This is a genomic window from Candidatus Accumulibacter similis (assembly GCA_013347225.1).
Classification (GTDB): Bacteria; Pseudomonadota; Gammaproteobacteria; order Burkholderiales; family Rhodocyclaceae; genus Accumulibacter; species Accumulibacter similis.
This window is the reverse complement of record CP054595.1, coordinates 4,211,738-4,227,653: the sequence shown is the minus strand read 5'-3', so window position 1 is coordinate 4,227,653 and position 15,916 is coordinate 4,211,738. Positions and strand designations below refer to the sequence as shown.

Sequence of the window (15,916 nt, the reverse complement as noted above, 5' to 3'; positions counted from 1 at the left end):
CTACCGGCCGACGCCTGCATGCTGCCGCCCGCTGCCCGTCGCCCGGCAGCCGGGAATCGCTTGCCAAGGAGTTGTCTGATGTTGAGAAAAATCGCTTTTGCGCTCGCCGGCGCCCTGCTGTCGGTCGCGGTCGTGGCGGCGCCCAGCGTCGAGATGCAGACCAGCATGGGGCGCATCGTCATCGAACTGGATTCCGACAAGGCGCCCAGGACCGTCCGCAACTTCCTCCAGTACGTGAACGAGGGCTTCTACAACGGCACCGTGTTTCACCGCGTCATTCCCGGCTTCATGATCCAGGGCGGTGGCTTCACGGTCGAGCTGGAACAGAAGCCGGCGCCACGCAAGGTGGAGAACGAGGCGAAGAACGGACTCAGGAACGATCGTGGGACGATTGCCATGGCGCGCACCGCCGATCCGCATTCCGCGAGTTCGCAGTTCTTCATCAATCATCGCGACAACGGGTCGCTCAACCATCCTTCGCCCGATGGCTGGGGCTACACCGTCTTCGGCAGGGTGACGCAGGGGATCGAGGTGGTGGACAGGATCGCCGGCGTGCCGACCGGAAACCGCGCGATGCATCAGAACGTTCCTCTTGAGCCGGTCACCATCCAGTCGGTCAGGATCATCTCCGAGAAAGGAAAACCATGATCAAGCTGCATACCAACTTCGGCGTCATCGCCATCGAGGTCGACACCGAGAAGGCGCCGCTGTCGGCACAGAACTTCATCGACTATGCCGCCGCCGGCCACTACGACAACACGATCTTTCATCGTGTGATTCCCGGCTTCATGGTCCAGGGCGGAGGATTCGAGCCGGGAATGAAGCAGAAGCCCTGCCGGCCGCCGATCAGGAACGAGGCCGACAATGGACTGAAGAACGAGGCCTACACGGTCGCGATGGCGCGCACGGCGGAGCCACACTCGGCGACGGCGCAGTTCTTCATCAACGTCGTCAACAACGATTTCCTCAACTTCCGTGCACCGAACGCGCAGGGCTGGGGCTACTGTGTCTTCGGCAAGGTGGTCGAGGGGCAGGACGTGGTCGACCGGATCAGGGCCGTCCGTACCGGAACCTCGGGTTTCCATTCCGACGTGCCGCTCGAGGACGTCCTGATCGAGCGGACCGAAGTCTGCTGATGCCGCGCCCGTAGGCGACTGCTGCAGGCAAGGGCTTGCGTCCGATCCTGTTCATTTCCGATCTGCACCTGGCGCCACAGGCGCCCGGGGTGACGCGCATCTTCCTCGACTTTCTGCGCGGGCGGGCGCGGGCGGCCGAGAGCCTGTTCATCCTCGGCGACCTCTTCGAAGCCTGGCCGGGCGACGACTGCCTGGACGACCCGGCAGACCGTCTGGCAGCCGAAGTCGTCACTGCCCTGCGCGAGTTGGTTGCCACCGGTGTCGGGCTGTCGGTGATGCACGGCAATCGTGATTTCCTGCTCGGCGAGCGTTTTGCCGCTGCCAGCGGCGCGCGCCTGCTGCCCGACCCGTGGCTGCTGGCCTTGCCCGGCGGCGAGTTCGTGCTGGCGCATGGAGACTCGCTGTGCACGGATGACCGCGAGTACCAGTCGTTCCGTTCGCTGGTTCGCCGTCCCGACTGGCAGCAGGCCTTTCTCGCCCGGCCGCTGAGCGAGCGCAAGGCAGTCGCCGCGGCTCTGCGGCAGCAGAGCGAAACCGCCAAGCGCGACAAGGCGCAGTACCTGATGGATGTCAACCCGGCCGAGACCGACGATTTCCTGCGCGCCCACGGTTACGTCGGCCTGATCCACGGCCACACGCATCGGCCGGCGACACACGATCACATCGTCGACGGGATCCATGTCCAGCGGTGGGTGCTGGCCGATTGGCACGCGAGCCGTGGCGAGTGTCTCTGCTGGGATGGCGAGCGTCTGGCCCGTGAGTGCCTGAGCTGACCGGCGACATCACGATGGGCCGGCGGTACCTCAGTCGTCCGACGGCTGCCGCGTGCCCCGCGTGCCGCTGGCATCGCCCGTTGGCTGGCGGGGCATCGCGGCAGGGCCTTGGGCAATGAGTGCCGCTGCGCGTGAGGTCCTGTCCCGGGTCTTCGGTTATCCTTCCTTCCGTGGGCAGCAGGAGGATGTCGTCGACCAGCTCGTTGCCGGTGGCGACGCGCTGGTCCTGATGCCGACCGGTGGCGGCAAGTCGCTCTGCTATCAGATTCCGGCGCTGCTGCGCAGCGGCGTCGGTATCGTCGTCTCGCCGCTGATCGCGCTCATGCAGGACCAGGTCGACGCCTTGCGCCAGGTCGGCGTCAGCGCCGCCTTCCTCAACTCGTCGATGGATTTCCGTTCGCTGGCCGACACCGAACGCCGACTCATGGCCGGTGCGCTCGATCTGGTCTACGTCGCCCCCGAGCGGCTGCTCGGCGAGCGCTTCATGGGTATCCTCGCGGAACTGGTCGCCCGTCGGCGAGTCGCCCTGTTCGCCATCGACGAGGCGCATTGCGTGTCGCAATGGGGGCATGACTTTCGCCCGGAGTACATCCAGCTCTCCGAGCTGCATCAGCGCTTCCCGGAGGTGCCGCGCATCGCGCTGACGGCGACTGCCGACCAGCTGACGCGACAGGAGATCATCACCCGCCTGCATCTCGAGCAGGCACGATTGTTCGTCTCGAGCTTCGACCGCGCGAACATTCGCTACCTCATCGTCGAGCGCGACAATCCACGCAAGCAGTTGCTGGGCTTCCTCGGCCACCATCGCGGCGAGGCCGGAATCGTCTACTGCCTGTCGCGACGCAAGGTCGACGAGACGGCGGCCTGGCTGGTCGCGCAGGGGATCAGCGCCCTGCCGTATCACGCCGGCCTCGACGCTGGCGACCGGCAGCGGCACCAGCAGAGCTTTCTGCGCGACGATGGCGTCGTGATGGTGGCGACGATCGCATTCGGCATGGGCATCGACAAGCCGGATGTTCGTTTCGTTGCCCATCTCGACCTGCCGAAGAGCATCGAGGCCTACTACCAGGAAACGGGTCGTGCCGGGCGTGACGGCGATGCCGCCGAGGCGTGGATGACCTACGGGCTGAACGATGTCGTGATCCACCGCCAGATGATCGAGAACTCGGCGGCGCCGATTGAACAGAAGCGGGTCGAAAGACAGAAGCTCGACAGCATGCTCGCCTACTGCGAATCGGCGACCTGCCGCCGCGTCATCCTGCTCAACTACTTCGGCGAGGATGCGCTTCCCTGCGGCAACTGCGACGTCTGTCTCGAGCCGCCGCAGGTGTGGGATGGCACCGTGGCGGCGCAAAAGGTCCTTTCGGCTGCCCTGCGCACCGGTCAGCGCTTCGGGGCCGGCCACCTGATCGACATCCTGCGCGGCAAGGATACCGACAAGGTGCGGCAGTTCGGTCATGATCGCCTGCCGACCTTCGGCGTCGGTGCCGAGCTCGACGACATGGGCTGGCGCTCCGTCTTGCGACAGTTGCTCGCCGCTGGACTGCTCGAAGCCGATGCCGCCGCCTATGGAGCTCTGAAGCTGACCGACAGCGCCCGCCCGGTTCTGCGCGGCGAAGCGCCGCTCATGCTGCGCCGGCGGCTCGAACCCGCCAGGAGCGGTGCCGTCCGTGGCAGGGGCGCAGTCCGTAGCGCCGCCGATCAGGAGCGGCCGCGCCTGCAGCAGGAGTCCCCCCTGGTGGCCAGGCTGCGCCAGTGGCGCAGCGCGAAGGCGCGCGAGCAGGGCGTTCCCGCCTACGTGATCCTGCACGACCGGACGTTGCTGGAGATCGCAGCACTGTTGCCGGGGTCACCGCAGGCGCTGCTCGCGGTACCCGGGATCGGCCTCGCCAAGGTGCAGCGCTACGGTGACGAGCTGCTGACCCTTGTCGCCGGCGACGAGTGATCGCCTACGCCGCGTCCACCGGCGGCGGGTGGTTGGCGTCGCGGCCGCTTCTGCAGTCGGAGGCGGCAGCCCGAAGCAGCCCGGCAAGCGCCGGCGATGGCGTGGCCACTGCTAGCGCGGACCGCTGCCGGCGACCGGTGCTGCGGCAGCGCGCGCCGCGTGTTCCAGCCGCAGTGCCTGCGCCAACTGGAAGACCGACATCGCGTAGAAGCTCGAGCGGTTGTAGCGGGTGATGACGTAGAAGTTGTTGAAGCCAAGCCAATACTCGGTCGCTGCGCCGGGTGTGACGAGGTCGATCAGGGCGGCCGCGCGGTCGCCGTCGGCCACCGCCGAAACCCCCTGCGCGGCGAGTTCGCTGACGGTGAGCGTCGGCTTGATGCCGATGGCGAGGAGGGCGGTGGGATCGCCGCTGACCGTCGCCGGCACGGCGACCGGCTCGCCGGTCTGCCAGCCGTGCTGCTGCAGGAAGCGGGCAACGCTGCCGATCGCATCGGGATAGCTCTGCCGCAGGTCGATGCGGTCATCGCCGTCGAAATCGACGGCAAAACGGCGCTGGCTGCTGGGCATGAATTGCGGGATGCCGATGGCACCGGCGTAGGAGCCCTTGACGCTGAGCGGGCTGATGCCGTTCTCGCGTGCGAGGAGCAGGAACTGCTCGAGTTCGCCGCGGAAGAACTCGGCGCGCGGCGGGTAGAAGAAAGCGAGCGATGCCAGCGCCTCGAGGACGCCGAAGCTGCCCATGTGCTGGCCGTAGATGGTTTCGACGCCAATGATGGCGACGATCACCTCGGCCGGCACGCCATGGATCGCCTCGGCGCGCTGCAGGGTCGCGGCATGCGCCTGCCAGAACGACAGTCCTCCCGCCAGCCGCTGCTCATTGACGAAACGAGCCCGATAGCGCTCCCATGATCGCTGCTTCTCCGGCGTGGCCGGCGGGCGGATCGCCTTCAGGACCGCCGCATTCGGCCGCAGGACGGCGAACTGGCGCGTCAGGTGCGCGACATCGAAGCCGTGCTGCGCGTGCATGCTGGCGATGAACGCCTGGACTTCAGGGTTCTGGGTCAAGCCGGGACCCTCTTGGGCGCTTGTCGGTAGCGCCACCAAGCTGAGCGGCAGGGCGATGAGCAGGCTGCTGACGAGGTGTTTCAAGCGCTCTTTCTCCATCTTGCGGGTAGTCGGTGCACACATTCCTGCAGCACGAGCAACTGCTCGCTGTCGCCCCGGCCATAGCGCAGTGCCGCATAACAGCGTGCCGCCTCGCTGGTGACCTCCGCGAGCTGCGGCCTTTCCACGGCGACGCGAACGGCGAACGCCAGCGGTCCCTCCCACGCGGCACGCGGCACGCCGCGCCGGGCGAGCGCGGCGCAGTACTTCTGCCACGCCCGCTGTGCTGGATCGACGCGACGGCGACGTGGCAGCGTCCACACGGTGACCAGCAGCAGCACCACTCCGCAGAGCACGGCCAGCGCCGTGCTCATGCTTCGCCAGTCCGGGTTGGGCATGCCGAAGCGGGAAAGGATGTCGCGCTGGCGCTGCGGATTGTAACCGAGGACCCACTGGTTCCAGGCGTTGTTCGCTGCCTCCCAGCGGTAACGCAGCTGGCGCAGCCAGTCGGCGTCGAGGCCGACGATGGCGGGCAGCGGTTCTCCCTCCGGCAGGGCGGCGACGATTCCCTGTTCGATCCGGGACGGCGCGACCGCTGCCGTCGGGTCGTAACGCACCCAGCCCTCGCCGGCGAGCCAGACTTCGGCCCAGGCGTGGGCATCCGACTGGCGGACGATGAGGTAGCCATCGACAGGGTTCACCTCGCCGCCCTGGTAACCGGCAACCACCCGTGCCGGCACGCCGGCAGCACGCAGCAGGAAGACGAAGGCCGAGGCATAGTGCTCGCAGAAGCCGCGGCGCGTACCGAAGAGGAACTCGTCCACGGCATCGGCACCAAGCAGCGGCGGGCGCAGGGTGTAATGGAAGTCCTCGTTGCGGAACATGCCCAGGACCGCATCGGCGATGCGCGCCGGTGGTCGCGATTTCCACCGCTCGGCCAGCGCGCGCGCGCGCGGATTGATCGCTGCCGGCAGCGAGAGTGCCTGCTGCAGGACGGCCGCGCTTTCGGCACGGTTGGCCCGGTAGTCGACCGACGAGGCGAACGAGAAGCGGGAGCGCGCGCGCAGCGGCTCGCGTGCCAGCACTTCCAGCGTCGGTGCCTGCAGCGTTCCGGCGGGGAGGCTGGTCGCCACGTCGAGGGCGAGCAGCCAGCGCTGATTGTGCGCCTCGATGATGCTGGTGTAGCTGTACTGCGCCCCCCGGCTTTCCACTACCGGTGCCATCCGTGGCAGGCCGGCCGCGGGCGTGCTGGCGCGCCATGTCAGACCGTCGTAGGCGTCGAGCACCGGCCCACGCCAGTAAAGGTCCGCCTTTTCGGGTATCTCACCGGCGAAGTGGCTACGAAAGGCGATCGCGCCCGAGAGAATCAGGTTGCTGATCGACCCTGGTGCCATCTCGCTGGAAAGGCCGCTGCGTCCGGCGTGGGCGTCCTGCGGCAGGCCCCAGAGGGGGCCGGAGACGCGCGGAAAGAGCAGATAGAGGATGAGCATGAAAGGCATTGCCTGCAACAGCAGCAGGCCGGCCTGGCGGACGATGGCGGCGAGCGGCTGCGCACCGCCGTGCAGGCGGATCAGCGCTGCCGTCAGCAGCGTGCAGCTGGCCAGCAGCCAGAGGCCGGTGGGAATGCTCTGCGAATAGAAGTAGTGCGTCAGCAGGAGAAAGAAACCGAGCAGGACGACCACCAGTGCGTCGCGTCGGGTTTTCATCTCGAGCGGTTTGAGTGCCATGAAGAGGACCAGCATGGCGACCCCGGAGTCCCTGCCGAGCAGGCTGCGATACTGCCAGGCGATGGCCGCCAGCGCGCCGAGAACCAGTAGTGCGAGACACCAGCGTGGTGGCAGCGGCCGTCGCTGCCGCCACAACCAGAGACGCCAGAGCAGGGCAGCGCCGAACAGCAGGCTCAGCCAAGGCGGCAGGTGCTCGGCATGCGGACTAGCGGTTGCCAGGGCGACCGCCAGCAGCCAGGGGACTGCCCCCTGCTCGATCGCTTGCGGCGGTCTAGACCGCATCGCCGATCTCTCCCGGCTCGTACAGGGCGAGTGCCTGCAGGCAGCTTGCCCTTTGGGCACTGCCGGTGGCAGGCGCAACCTGCTGTCCCGGCAGCCGCAGTCCATAGCAGGCCTGTCCCTCGTCAGCGAGCATGATCCAGCCGGCGAGGATCGACAGCCGCTCCTCGCTGTCGCGGTCGGGTGGCGTCAGCGACCAGTCCAGCCACAGCTCGTCGCTCGCACCACCGGCGAACTGCTTGACCAGCAGCGCCTGTTCGTCGGAGCGGCGGGCAACCGCCTTCCAGGCAATGTGTCGGGTCGGGTCGCTGAGCTGGCGCGGGCGAAGGCCGGCGAAGTCCTCCTGGCCGCTGTCTCCCTGGCGATGGTCGGCGGTGATGGCCGGCGAAGTCGGTGGCAGGGGCGTGCGCAGCGGTTTCGGATAGACGATGCACGACCAGGACGGATGGATGTAGCTCCAGGCACGGAACAGTCCGAGCGGGTAACGGGTGGCGAGCGTCACGCGGCCGGGATCGAGTCGGCCACGACGTTGTGCCCGGCAGGGCAGGGCAATCGTCACGCCGCCTTCGGCCGGCAGATCGACGGCCACCACCGGCTGCCCGCTGAACGACAGTTCGAGGGCCCGCCGCTGCCGCCGGCGCGGGTTCTCGAGTTGCAGCGGAAAGCGCGCCAGATCGCCAACGAAAGCGGCATCGGCACGTCCGGGCGTCAGGCGCAGCCCAAAGAGGTTGTGAAAGCTGTGTACCATCGCCACCAGACCGAGGCCGGCGAGGAGAAAGATCAGTGCATGTCCGAGGCTGAGGTCGTAGTTGATGGCACCGATCAGCATCACCAGCAGGACCAGCGCGAAGAGCATCCCGGCCGCCGTCGGGACGATGAAGATGCGCCGCTGGCCGAGGACGAGCGGCCATTGCTGGTCGCGACGGCGGCCGAAGAACCATTGGTGCGGGCTCGGCAGCCGGCGCATCAGGGCAGCGCGACCGATCGCATCAATGCGGCGATGTCTTCGGCGTCGGCATGGCTGCCGCTGACGAGGCGCAGGCGGTGGCGGGCAACTGCCGGCAGCACGGCCTGCACATCCTCCGGCAGGACCATCTCGCGGCCGTCGGTGAATGCCCAGGCACGGGCGGCGGCGAGCAGGGCGAGGGCAGCGCGCGGGCTCAGGCCGTGCACGAAGCGCTGATCCCGCCGACTGGCTTCGATCAGCAGTTGCAGGTAGTCGAGCAGCGCCGCCGACGCGTGGACTGCGGCCGCCTGGCGCTGCAGCGATGCGAACTCTCCGTCGGCAAGGCAGGCTGCAAGCGTCGGCAGTTGCTCCCGGCTGCCGCCACTCTCGAGCAATGCGCGTTCGGCGTCGCGGTCCGGGTAGCCGAGGTCGAGACGCAGGAGAAAGCGGTCGAGCTGCGATTCCGGCAAGGGGAAGGTGCCGATCTGATTCGATGGATTCTGCGTGGCGATGACGAAAAATGGTTCCGGCAGCGGTCGCGTTTCGCCTTCGGTGGTCACCTGTCCCTCTTCCATCGCTTCGAGCAACGCGCTCTGGGTTCGTGGCGTCGCCCGGTTGATCTCGTCGGCCAGCAGCACCTGCGAGAACACCGGTCCGGGCAGGAACCTGAAGCCGCTCCGCTCGCGGTCGAATATCGAGACGCCGAGAATGTCCGCCGGCAGCATGTCGCTGGTGAACTGGATGCGCGCGAACTGCAGACCGAGCAGGCGGGCCAGCGTATGTGCCAGTGTCGTCTTGCCGACTCCGGGCAGATCCTCGATCAGCAGATGGCCTTTAGCCAGCAGGCAGCAGAGCGCGAGTCGGGTCTGGTTGCCCTTGCCGAGGATGACCGAGTTGGCGGCGGCAAGGATTCGACTGACCGGGGAGGGGTTGTTGGCGGCTGGCATGGCTTGTCGTCGGGAAGCGATTGGGATGATAATAAACCATCAGTCCCCAACCCGTTCCAGCGCCGGACAGGGGCGCCGTTGCCGGCGCCCCTGTCGCGACAGAAAGACTACAGTGAGTGTCACGGCTTTCATCACCCATCGCGATTGCCATCTTCACGACATGGGTTCATACCATCCCGAGGCACCCGAGCGTCTGAGCGCGATCAGTGATCACCTGATCGCGCAGGGCCTGGATGCCTACTTCACGTACCACGACGCGCCGCTGGCCACCTTTCAGCAACTGAAGCGGGTGCACACGGCGGCGCATCTCGAGCGGCTGAAGCGCGCCTCGCCCGATCTCGGGATCGTTCACCTCGACCCCGATACGGCGATGAACCGTCATACCTGGCAGGCGGCGATGCGTGCCGCCGGGGCGGGCGTCCTGGCGGTCGATTTGGTGCTTTCCGGGCAGGCCGCAAACGCCTTCTGCGCCGTGCGACCGCCCGGCCATCACGCCGAACGGGCCTCGGCGATGGGTTTCTGTTTCTTCAACAACATCGCCGTTGCGGCGGCGCACGCACTGGCGGCCCACAACCTGGCGCGTGTTGCCGTGATCGACTTCGACGTCCATCATGGCAACGGCACCGAGGATTGCTTCCGCGGCGACCAGCGGGTCCTGATGGTCAGCACGTTCCAGCATCCCTTCTACCCCTACAGCGGCACCGAGAGCCCGGCGGCAAACATGGTCAACGTACCGCTGCCGCGCGGCACCGACGGTGAGGAATTCCGGCGCGTGGTGAGTGATCTCTGGATGCCGAGACTGCGCGAGTTCCAGCCGGAAATGCTGTTCATCTCAGCCGGCTTCGACGCCCACTACGAGGACGAGATGGGTGGTCTGCGGCTGCTCGAGCAGGACTACGCCTGGGTGACCGGGCAACTCAAGGAACTCGCCGACGACTGTGCGCACGGGCGGATCGTGTCGATACTCGAGGGTGGGTACTCGCTGTCGGCTTTGGCGCGCAGCGTAGCCGCGCATATCCGCGTCCTTGCCGAACTCTGATGCCCGCTGCCGGGCGCTAGGCGGTCGCGGCGGTCGTTGGCCGCGTTTTTCGTCGCCAAGGCGGGCGCCTTCGGTTAGAATTCGTGTTTCGGATTTCCCCGCTCAGGATCACTCCGGGGCGTTGACTGGCGTGCGCGCATACTCATGATTACTGGCTCGATCGTAGCGATTGTCACCCCGATGCAGGCAGACGGCAGCCTCGACCTGCCCGCCCTGCGCGGCCTCGTCGATTTCCACGTGCAGCAGGGCACTGACGCCATCGTCGTCGTCGGCACGACCGGCGAGTCGCCGACGGTCAACCTCGCCGAGCATTGCGAACTGATCCGGGTTGTCGTCGAGCAGGCAGCCGGTCGCCTGCCGGTGATTGCCGGTACGGGCGCCAACTCGACGGCCGAGGCGATCGAGCTGACCCGCTTCGCTCGCCAGGCGGGGGCGACTGCGGCGCTGTCGGTCGTCCCCTATTACAACAAGCCGGGGCAGGAGGGGCTATACCGCCATTTTCGCGCGATCGCCGAGGCGGTCGACATCCCGGTGATCCTCTACAATGTCCCGGGGCGCACGGTCGCCGACCTGGGCAACGAGACGGCACTGCGCTTGGCCGAGGTGCCGAACATCGTCGGCATCAAGGACGCGACCGGCAACATGGACCGCGGCATCGAGTTGATCGTGCGTGCGCCCGCAGGCTTCGCCGTCTATAGCGGTGACGACGCCAGCGCCTGCGCGTTGATGCTGATGGGCGCCAAGGGAGACATTTCGGTGGTTGCCAACGTCGCGCCACGCCTGATGCATGAAATGTGCAGCGCCGCGGTGGCTGGCAATGCGGCCGAGGCGCGGGCGCTGAATGCCCGGCTGATCGGCCTGCATCGGCAACTCTTCTGCGAGGCCAACCCGATCCCGGTCAAGTGGGCGTGTCACCAGTTGGGTCTCATCGGCGACGGACTGCGCCTGCCCCTGACGCCACTGTCAACCGAGAATCACGCCCGCGTCCGCGCCGCGCTGTCGCAGGCCGGCGTGCTCGTCTAGAGTCGTTGGGTCAGCCGCCGATGGGTCCTGTCGCCACGCGCCTGCAGATCGTCGCACTGCTGCTGCTCGCCGGCTGCACCGGTTCGCTCCTCGAACCGAAGAGAATCGAATACAAGACCGCCGGGTCGAGCAGCGTGCCGCCCCTCGAGATCCCGCCAGACCTCACCTCGCCGACGCGCGACGACCGTTATGCGGTTCCTGATGTCGCTGGCAAGGGTACCGCGACCTACTCGCAGTACGCCGCCGAGCGCTCGCCGCAGGCGCGGGCGCAGCAGAAGAGCGAGGTCTTGCCGGAGGTCGACCAGGGGCGCATCGAACGTTCAGGGACGCAGCGCTGGCTGGTCGCGGTGGGGACTCCGGACAAGCTCTGGGGGACGGTCAAGGAGTTCTGGCAGGAATCCGGCTTCCTGATCAAGCTCGATCTGCCCGATGCCGGTGTGATGGAGACGGACTGGGCGGAGAACCGCGCCAAGATCCCGCAGGACTTCATTCGCAACGTCCTCGGCAAGGTGATCGATTCGCTTTACTCCACAGCCGAACGGGACAAGTTCCGCACGCGCATGGAGCCGGGCAGCACGCCGGGGACGACCGACATCTTCATCAGTCACCGCGGCATGTACGAGATTTTCGTCTCCGAAGGCAAGGACCAGACGAAGTGGCAACCGCGTCCGGCGGATCCCGAACTCGAAGCCGAAATGCTGCGCCGCCTGATGATTCATCTGGGCAGTGAAGAGAAGCGCGCGAGCGCGGCGCTCAAGGCGGCGCAGGAGAAGCCTTTTGAACGGGCGCGGCTGACGCGCGGTGCCGATGGTGCCGGCGCCCTGGAAGTCGAGGAATCCTTCGACCGTGCCTGGCGGCGGGTGGGCCTGGCTCTCGACCGTGTTGCCTTCACCGTCGAGGATCGCGACCGGGCACGCGGGCTGTATTTCGTTCGCTACGTCGACCCGGAAACCGACAACGAGAAGAAGGAGGAGGGCTTCCTCTCGAAGCTCAATCCCTTCAAGGGAAGTTCTGCTGCCAAGCCACAGACGCAGTACCGCATTCTCGTGCGTGCGACGAGCAGCACCCGGTCGACCGTGCAGGTGGTCCTGTCTGAAGGCAGCGTCGACCAGTCGGAGACGGCGAAGAAGATCCTCAACCTGCTCTACGATCAGTTGAAGTGATCCGTTTCGCCTCGCTCGGCAGCGGCAGTCAGGGTAACGCGCTGATTGTCGAGGCGGGCGGAACCAGGCTGCTGCTCGACTGCGGCTTTTCAAGCCGCGAGGTGACGGCACGCCTGGCGCGCGTCGGCATCGATCCCGGCGGACTGGCGGCGATCCTGGTGACCCACGAACATGCCGACCACGTTGGCGGCGTCTTCGCTTTTGCACGCCGCCACCAGTTGGCCGTCTATCTGACCCACGGCACGCACAGGGCGGCCGCGCGCGGCAGGGCCGCCTTGCCCGATTGCCGCCTGATCGACGGACATACGGTCTTTGCCATCGACGGCATCGAGGTTCGCCCCTATCCGGTACCGCACGACGCCCGCGAGCCGGTGCAGTACGCTTTCAGCGATGGCGATCGCTGTCTTGGCGTGCTCACCGACAGCGGTTCGATCACCTCGCATATCGTCGACGTGCTGCGTCTCTGCGACGGACTCGTTCTGGAGTGCAATCATGACCAGGAATTGCTCGCGGCGTCGCGCTATCCGGCACAGCTCAAGCGACGTATCGGCGGGCGCTTTGGCCATCTGGAGAACGGGCAGGCGGCGGCGCTGTTGCGGCAGGTCGACACGCGCCGCCTGCAGCATGTGGTTGCTGCCCACTTGAGCCAGGAGAACAACCGGCCGCATCTGGCGGCGCGTGCGCTGGCGCTGGCGCTCGATTGCGCTGAGGAGTGGATCGGTGTCGCCGATCAGGAGAGTGGTTTCGGCTGGCGCCAACTGGGCTGAGAGGTTGTGCGAATGGCCGCCAGCAGGCCAATGGTGTCCGCTGTGCACGAGCACTGCTGTCGACCGGCAGGCCTCGCAGCCAGCCGGCGGCGCGAGGCGGGGCGTGCGAGGCAGCGCGCAAAGAAAAAAGCCGGCTTGCGCCGGCTTCTTCCTGTCGCCGTACCAAGTTTACTTCTTGGCGGCATCAGCAGCCGCACCCGCGGCCTTGGCGGCGTCGGCAGCGGCACCAGCGGCGGCACCAGCTGCCGCCGCTGCGTCGGCCGGCTTGGCAGCGTCGGCGGCCGGGGCGGCTGCCGGAGCCGCGGCCGGAGCTGCGGCCGGGGCGGCTGCCGGAGCAGCAGCGGCCGGGGCGGCTGCGGGAGCGGCGGCCGGCTTGGCTTCTTCCTTCTTGCCACAGGCGGTAACGGCCAGAGCGAGCAGCGCAGCAACGAGGAGGGATTTGTTCATGGTGGGGTTTCCTTATGGACGGTAAAAAATGACTACAACGAGCCAGAAGCTTGGAGGTTGACCGGCAAGCGTCGATCAACTCGAAATTCTAGCACTTTATCGCCGCGAGGAACCCCGGGCAGACGGAAAGGAGCGATCTGCCGGGGCGACTCCGGGTGCCCCTCGTGGTAGTCATTGTGGCGCGATCCAGCCGAGAGCCAGCGCCAGGAACAACAGAATGCCCAACAGGATGAGCAGCGAGGTGATCCCTCCGAGGATCACGGTGCCATTGCAGCGTTGTCGTGCCTTGCGGTTCAGGCCGAGGTAGTCGGCGATCGACAGCGAGCGCTCCTGGCCGGCTGGCCGTGGTTCCGCGGCGATGAAACGGTTGCCGCAGGCCGAGCAACGATATGGGGCCAGTTTCTTGCGACGCAGGGCCCAGCCTTCCTTCAGGCCGCGGCGGCGTGAGCGGTGGAGGTTTTCCGAGTGGCACTTGGGACATTTCATGGCGGCGCCAGAACTCCATTCGATTCGATAGCCGGGCCATATGCTTCGGTCGGCTGACAGTGATGGACCGGAAAGACTCTACACCTGGCGGGGCGATGCTGTGTGCAACTTCTCACGCTGCCGCGGGAATCGCCCGCTCGCCGTTCGCGTTGCCGGCGGCTGTGGGCCTCTGACGGTGGGCAATGCTGTCGCTGGTGGTTGGCCTGTGCCGCGACCGACACGCTGCGGCCCGGCAAGGCACGGGCGGCGATTGCCACTGGGCTGCCAGCCGACCACAGGTGCTACACTTCCTCTGATGCGAACCCGTTCCCTGCTTGCTGCCGCGTTGCTGAGCGTGACGGCTGCGGCCACAGCGACAACCGTCGGCGTTGGTGGCGAATGGGGCGCTGGCGTCTGGCCCGCTCCCTACGGGCCATGGCTGGCGCCTTATGGATATCCTTTGCCAGCGCCGGGTGCCTTCGAGGGCTTCGGCCGTTGCTTCGCTCCCCGGAACTGTGCGGATTATGAACAAATGCGGCGTTTTCTCGATCGTTACCAACGCAACTACGGCGCACGTTTCGCTCCCGATGCACCGTCACCCGCACCGCCATGGCCACAGCGCGAGGTTCCGCCAACTGCTGCGGACCAGATTCAGCCGGCGTACCGCAATGCCAGCCAGATTCGTCCCGAGTTCTCGCCCGGCAGGGTGCCGGCCAAGCCGCCGGCAGCGAGTCGCTAGCGGACGAGCGCGGGTTGCCGCCTGGTCATTGCCCCGCTCGGTGGCTGTGAGCGGCAGCCACCGAACGATCCCTGCCTCGCGCAGCCCCTCCGTGCGCACCAGGCGGCCACACGGACGGCACGGGGGAGCCTCTTGAATCCGCTGCTGCAGGCCGCCATCGGTTACCTGTTGCTGCTCGTCCTGGCCTGGGTGCTGTCGCGACAGCGGTCAGCGGTCCAGTGGCGCACCGTATGCGGCGGAATCCTGTTGCAGGGGCTGCTGGCGCTGCTGATCTTTCGCCTGCCGGGGGCGCGCGCTTTCTTTGCGGCTTGTAACGATGCCCTGCTGGCGGTCGCCGCGGCGACGCGCGCGGGCACGGCGCTGGTCTTCGGTTTCATTGGCGGAGCACCGTTGCCATACGATGAGATCGCTCCGGGGAGCAGCTTCGTCCTTGCGTTTCAGGCCTTGCCGGTGGTGCTGGTGATGAGTGCCCTGTCGGCGCTGCTCTACCACTGGCGTGTGCTGCCCCTGCTGGTGCGCAGCTTTTCACTGCTGCTCGAGAAGACCCTCGGTGTCGGCGGTGCGGTCGGCATGTCCAGCGCGGCGAATGTCTTCGTCGGCATGATCGAGGCACCACTGTTGATCCGGCCCTACCTGGCAGCGGTCAGTCGCGGCGAATTGTTCATCATCATGAGCAGCGGCATGGCTGGTGTCGCGGGTACGGTGATGGCGCTCTACGCCGGCATCCTGGGGCCGGTTGTCCCGGATGCGCTGGGCCACATCCTGGCCGCCTCGTTCATCAGCGCTCCTGCCGCAATCGTCTTTGCGGTCATCCTCGTGCCGCCGGCAGGGTCTCCCAGCGGACGCCATCTGGCGCTGCCGCCGACCGACAGCAGCAGCATGGAGGCGATCACCCGCGGTACGGGCGAAGGGGCGAGGCTGCTGATCGACATCGCCGCCATGCTGATCGTTCTGGTGGCTCTGGTGAGCCTGGCCAATCAGCTTCTGGGCATGCTGCCGAGCGTCGCCGGTGCAGCCGTCTCGCTGCAGCGTCTGCTTGGCTGGGTGATGGCACCGCTCGCCTGGATGGCCGGCGTCCCTTGGTCGGAGGCGGCGGTTGCCGGGGAACTGCTGGGGACAAAGACGGTGCTGAACGAACTGCTCGCCTATCTTGACCTGGCACGCCTGCCGCCGGAGTCCTTGTCGGCACGCAGCCGGATCATCATGACCTACGCCCTGTGTGGCTTCGCCAATCTTGGCAGTCTGGGGATTCTCCTCGGCGGCATGTCGTCGATGGTGCCCGAGCGACGCGCCGAGATCGTCCAGCTTGGCCCTTGGACGCTGCTTTCGGGCACCCTGGCGACGCTTTCCTGCGGCAGCATCGTCGCCATGCTGCTGTGATCGGTCGCCGCACGCGTGCTCGACGAGGACGGCGCT

16 protein-coding genes are annotated in these 15,916 nt (G+C 67.0%); 10 read left to right on the top strand and 6 right to left on the bottom strand.

Translation table 11 applies throughout. The annotated features are described in order from the left end of the window. Nucleotides 1-78 precede the first annotated feature (78 nt). From HT579_18635 to recQ, 4 genes are all read left to right on the top strand, one after another. Nucleotides 79-648, top strand: coding sequence for a peptidyl-prolyl cis-trans isomerase (locus HT579_18635; protein ID QKS30756.1), 570 nt, complete (start codon nucleotides 79-81; stop codon nucleotides 646-648). Further along, nucleotides 645-1,136: a peptidylprolyl isomerase gene (locus tag HT579_18630; protein QKS30755.1), complete on the top strand. Its 492-nt coding sequence runs from the start codon at nucleotides 645-647 to the stop codon at nucleotides 1,134-1,136. The genes HT579_18635 and HT579_18630 overlap by 4 nt, the downstream gene beginning before the upstream one ends. Nucleotides 1,137-1,180: 44 nt before the next feature. Next, the gene (locus HT579_18625) at nucleotides 1,181-1,909 is read left to right on the top strand and encodes a UDP-2,3-diacylglucosamine diphosphatase (protein ID QKS31716.1); all 729 of its coding nucleotides are present in this window, start codon (nucleotides 1,181-1,183) and stop codon (nucleotides 1,907-1,909) included. Nucleotides 1,910-2,024: 115 nt separating this feature from the next. Beyond that, nucleotides 2,025-3,854, top strand: a complete 1,830-nt coding sequence (gene recQ, locus HT579_18620) for a DNA helicase RecQ (GenBank protein QKS30754.1) — start codon at nucleotides 2,025-2,027, stop codon at nucleotides 3,852-3,854. Nucleotides 3,855-3,965: 111 nt separating this feature from the next. Here the strand turns inward: recQ and mltB are convergent, their stop codons facing one another. The 4 genes from mltB to HT579_18600 are packed head-to-tail and all read right to left on the bottom strand — an operon-like array spanning nucleotide 3,966 to nucleotide 8,857. After that, a complete protein-coding gene (mltB, locus tag HT579_18615) occupies nucleotides 3,966-5,018 on the bottom strand; it encodes a lytic murein transglycosylase B (GenBank protein ID QKS31715.1) in 1,053 nt (350 codons plus the stop codon). Then, a complete protein-coding gene (locus HT579_18610) occupies nucleotides 5,000-6,967 on the bottom strand; it encodes a DUF3488 domain-containing protein (protein ID QKS30753.1) in 1,968 nt (655 codons plus the stop codon). The genes mltB and HT579_18610 overlap by 19 nt, the downstream gene beginning before the upstream one ends. Further along, entirely contained in the window at nucleotides 6,957-7,931 is a 975-nt protein-coding gene (locus HT579_18605; GenBank protein ID QKS30752.1) for a DUF58 domain-containing protein, read from the bottom strand. The genes HT579_18610 and HT579_18605 overlap by 11 nt, the downstream gene beginning before the upstream one ends. Continuing rightward, on the bottom strand, nucleotides 7,931-8,857 hold the full coding sequence (locus tag HT579_18600; protein QKS30751.1) for an AAA family ATPase: 927 nt from the start codon (nucleotides 8,855-8,857) through the stop codon (nucleotides 7,931-7,933). The genes HT579_18605 and HT579_18600 overlap by 1 nt, the downstream gene beginning before the upstream one ends. A 112-nt stretch (nucleotides 8,858-8,969) precedes the next feature. Between HT579_18600 and HT579_18595 the strand changes: the two genes are divergently transcribed. The 4 genes from HT579_18595 (at nucleotide 8,970) to HT579_18580 (ending at nucleotide 12,849) form a co-directional block, all read left to right on the top strand. Further along, nucleotides 8,970-9,896 (top strand): histone deacetylase family protein, encoded by a 927-nt coding sequence (locus HT579_18595; GenBank protein QKS30750.1) that lies wholly within the window; start codon nucleotides 8,970-8,972, stop codon nucleotides 9,894-9,896. A gap of 144 nt (nucleotides 9,897-10,040) precedes the next feature. Next, nucleotides 10,041-10,919 carry a 4-hydroxy-tetrahydrodipicolinate synthase gene (locus HT579_18590; protein QKS30749.1) on the top strand — a complete coding sequence of 293 codons (879 nt, stop codon included), beginning with the start codon at nucleotides 10,041-10,043 and terminating at the stop codon, nucleotides 10,917-10,919. A 20-nt stretch (nucleotides 10,920-10,939) separates the two neighbouring features. Next, a complete protein-coding gene (gene bamC / locus HT579_18585) occupies nucleotides 10,940-12,082 on the top strand; it encodes an outer membrane protein assembly factor BamC (GenBank protein ID QKS30748.1) in 1,143 nt (380 codons plus the stop codon). Beyond that, nucleotides 12,082-12,849, top strand: coding sequence for an MBL fold metallo-hydrolase (locus HT579_18580; protein QKS31714.1), 768 nt, complete (start codon nucleotides 12,082-12,084; stop codon nucleotides 12,847-12,849). The genes bamC and HT579_18580 overlap by 1 nt, the downstream gene beginning before the upstream one ends. A 168-nt stretch (nucleotides 12,850-13,017) precedes the next feature. Here the strand turns inward: HT579_18580 and HT579_18575 are convergent, their stop codons facing one another. Continuing rightward, nucleotides 13,018-13,296 carry a hypothetical protein gene (locus HT579_18575; protein QKS30747.1) on the bottom strand — a complete coding sequence of 93 codons (279 nt, stop codon included), beginning with the start codon at nucleotides 13,294-13,296 and terminating at the stop codon, nucleotides 13,018-13,020. Between the two features lie 171 nt (nucleotides 13,297-13,467). Beyond that, nucleotides 13,468-13,782, bottom strand: a complete 315-nt coding sequence (locus HT579_18570; protein QKS30746.1) for a hypothetical protein — start codon at nucleotides 13,780-13,782, stop codon at nucleotides 13,468-13,470. Nucleotides 13,783-14,293: 511 nt separating this feature from the next. Between HT579_18570 and HT579_18565 the strand changes: the two genes are divergently transcribed. Together HT579_18565 and HT579_18560 are read left to right on the top strand one after the other, a co-directional pair. Beyond that, nucleotides 14,294-14,500, top strand: a complete 207-nt coding sequence (locus HT579_18565; protein QKS30745.1) for a hypothetical protein — start codon at nucleotides 14,294-14,296, stop codon at nucleotides 14,498-14,500. Between the two features lie 141 nt (nucleotides 14,501-14,641). Further along, nucleotides 14,642-15,880 (top strand): nucleoside:proton symporter, encoded by a 1,239-nt coding sequence (locus tag HT579_18560; protein ID QKS31713.1) that lies wholly within the window; start codon nucleotides 14,642-14,644, stop codon nucleotides 15,878-15,880. Nucleotides 15,881-15,916: the final 36 nt, after the last annotated feature.

Bases quoted from the DNA above. Each gene is read 5' to 3' on its own strand.
- HT579_18570 (QKS30746.1), bottom strand. From the start codon at position 13,782: ATGAAATGTCCCAAGTGCCACTCGGAAAACCTCCACCGCTCACGCCGC.
- HT579_18610 (QKS30753.1), bottom strand. From the start codon at position 6,967: ATGCGGTCTAGACCGCCGCAAGCGATCGAGCAGGGGGCAGTCCCCTGG.
- HT579_18590 (QKS30749.1), top strand. From the start codon at position 10,041: ATGATTACTGGCTCGATCGTAGCGATTGTCACCCCGATGCAGGCAGAC.
- HT579_18575 (QKS30747.1), bottom strand. From the start codon at position 13,296: ATGAACAAATCCCTCCTCGTTGCTGCGCTGCTCGCTCTGGCCGTTACC.
- HT579_18630 (QKS30755.1), top strand. From the start codon at position 645: ATGATCAAGCTGCATACCAACTTCGGCGTCATCGCCATCGAGGTCGAC.
- bamC (QKS30748.1), top strand. From the start codon at position 10,940: ATGGGTCCTGTCGCCACGCGCCTGCAGATCGTCGCACTGCTGCTGCTC.
- HT579_18565 (QKS30745.1), top strand. From the start codon at position 14,294: ATGCGGCGTTTTCTCGATCGTTACCAACGCAACTACGGCGCACGTTTC.
- HT579_18605 (QKS30752.1), bottom strand. From the start codon at position 7,931: ATGCGCCGGCTGCCGAGCCCGCACCAATGGTTCTTCGGCCGCCGTCGC.
- HT579_18600 (QKS30751.1), bottom strand. From the start codon at position 8,857: ATGCCAGCCGCCAACAACCCCTCCCCGGTCAGTCGAATCCTTGCCGCC.
- HT579_18635 (QKS30756.1), top strand. From the start codon at position 79: ATGTTGAGAAAAATCGCTTTTGCGCTCGCCGGCGCCCTGCTGTCGGTC.
- recQ (QKS30754.1), top strand. From the start codon at position 2,025: ATGAGTGCCGCTGCGCGTGAGGTCCTGTCCCGGGTCTTCGGTTATCCT.
- mltB (QKS31715.1), bottom strand. From the start codon at position 5,018: ATGGAGAAAGAGCGCTTGAAACACCTCGTCAGCAGCCTGCTCATCGCC.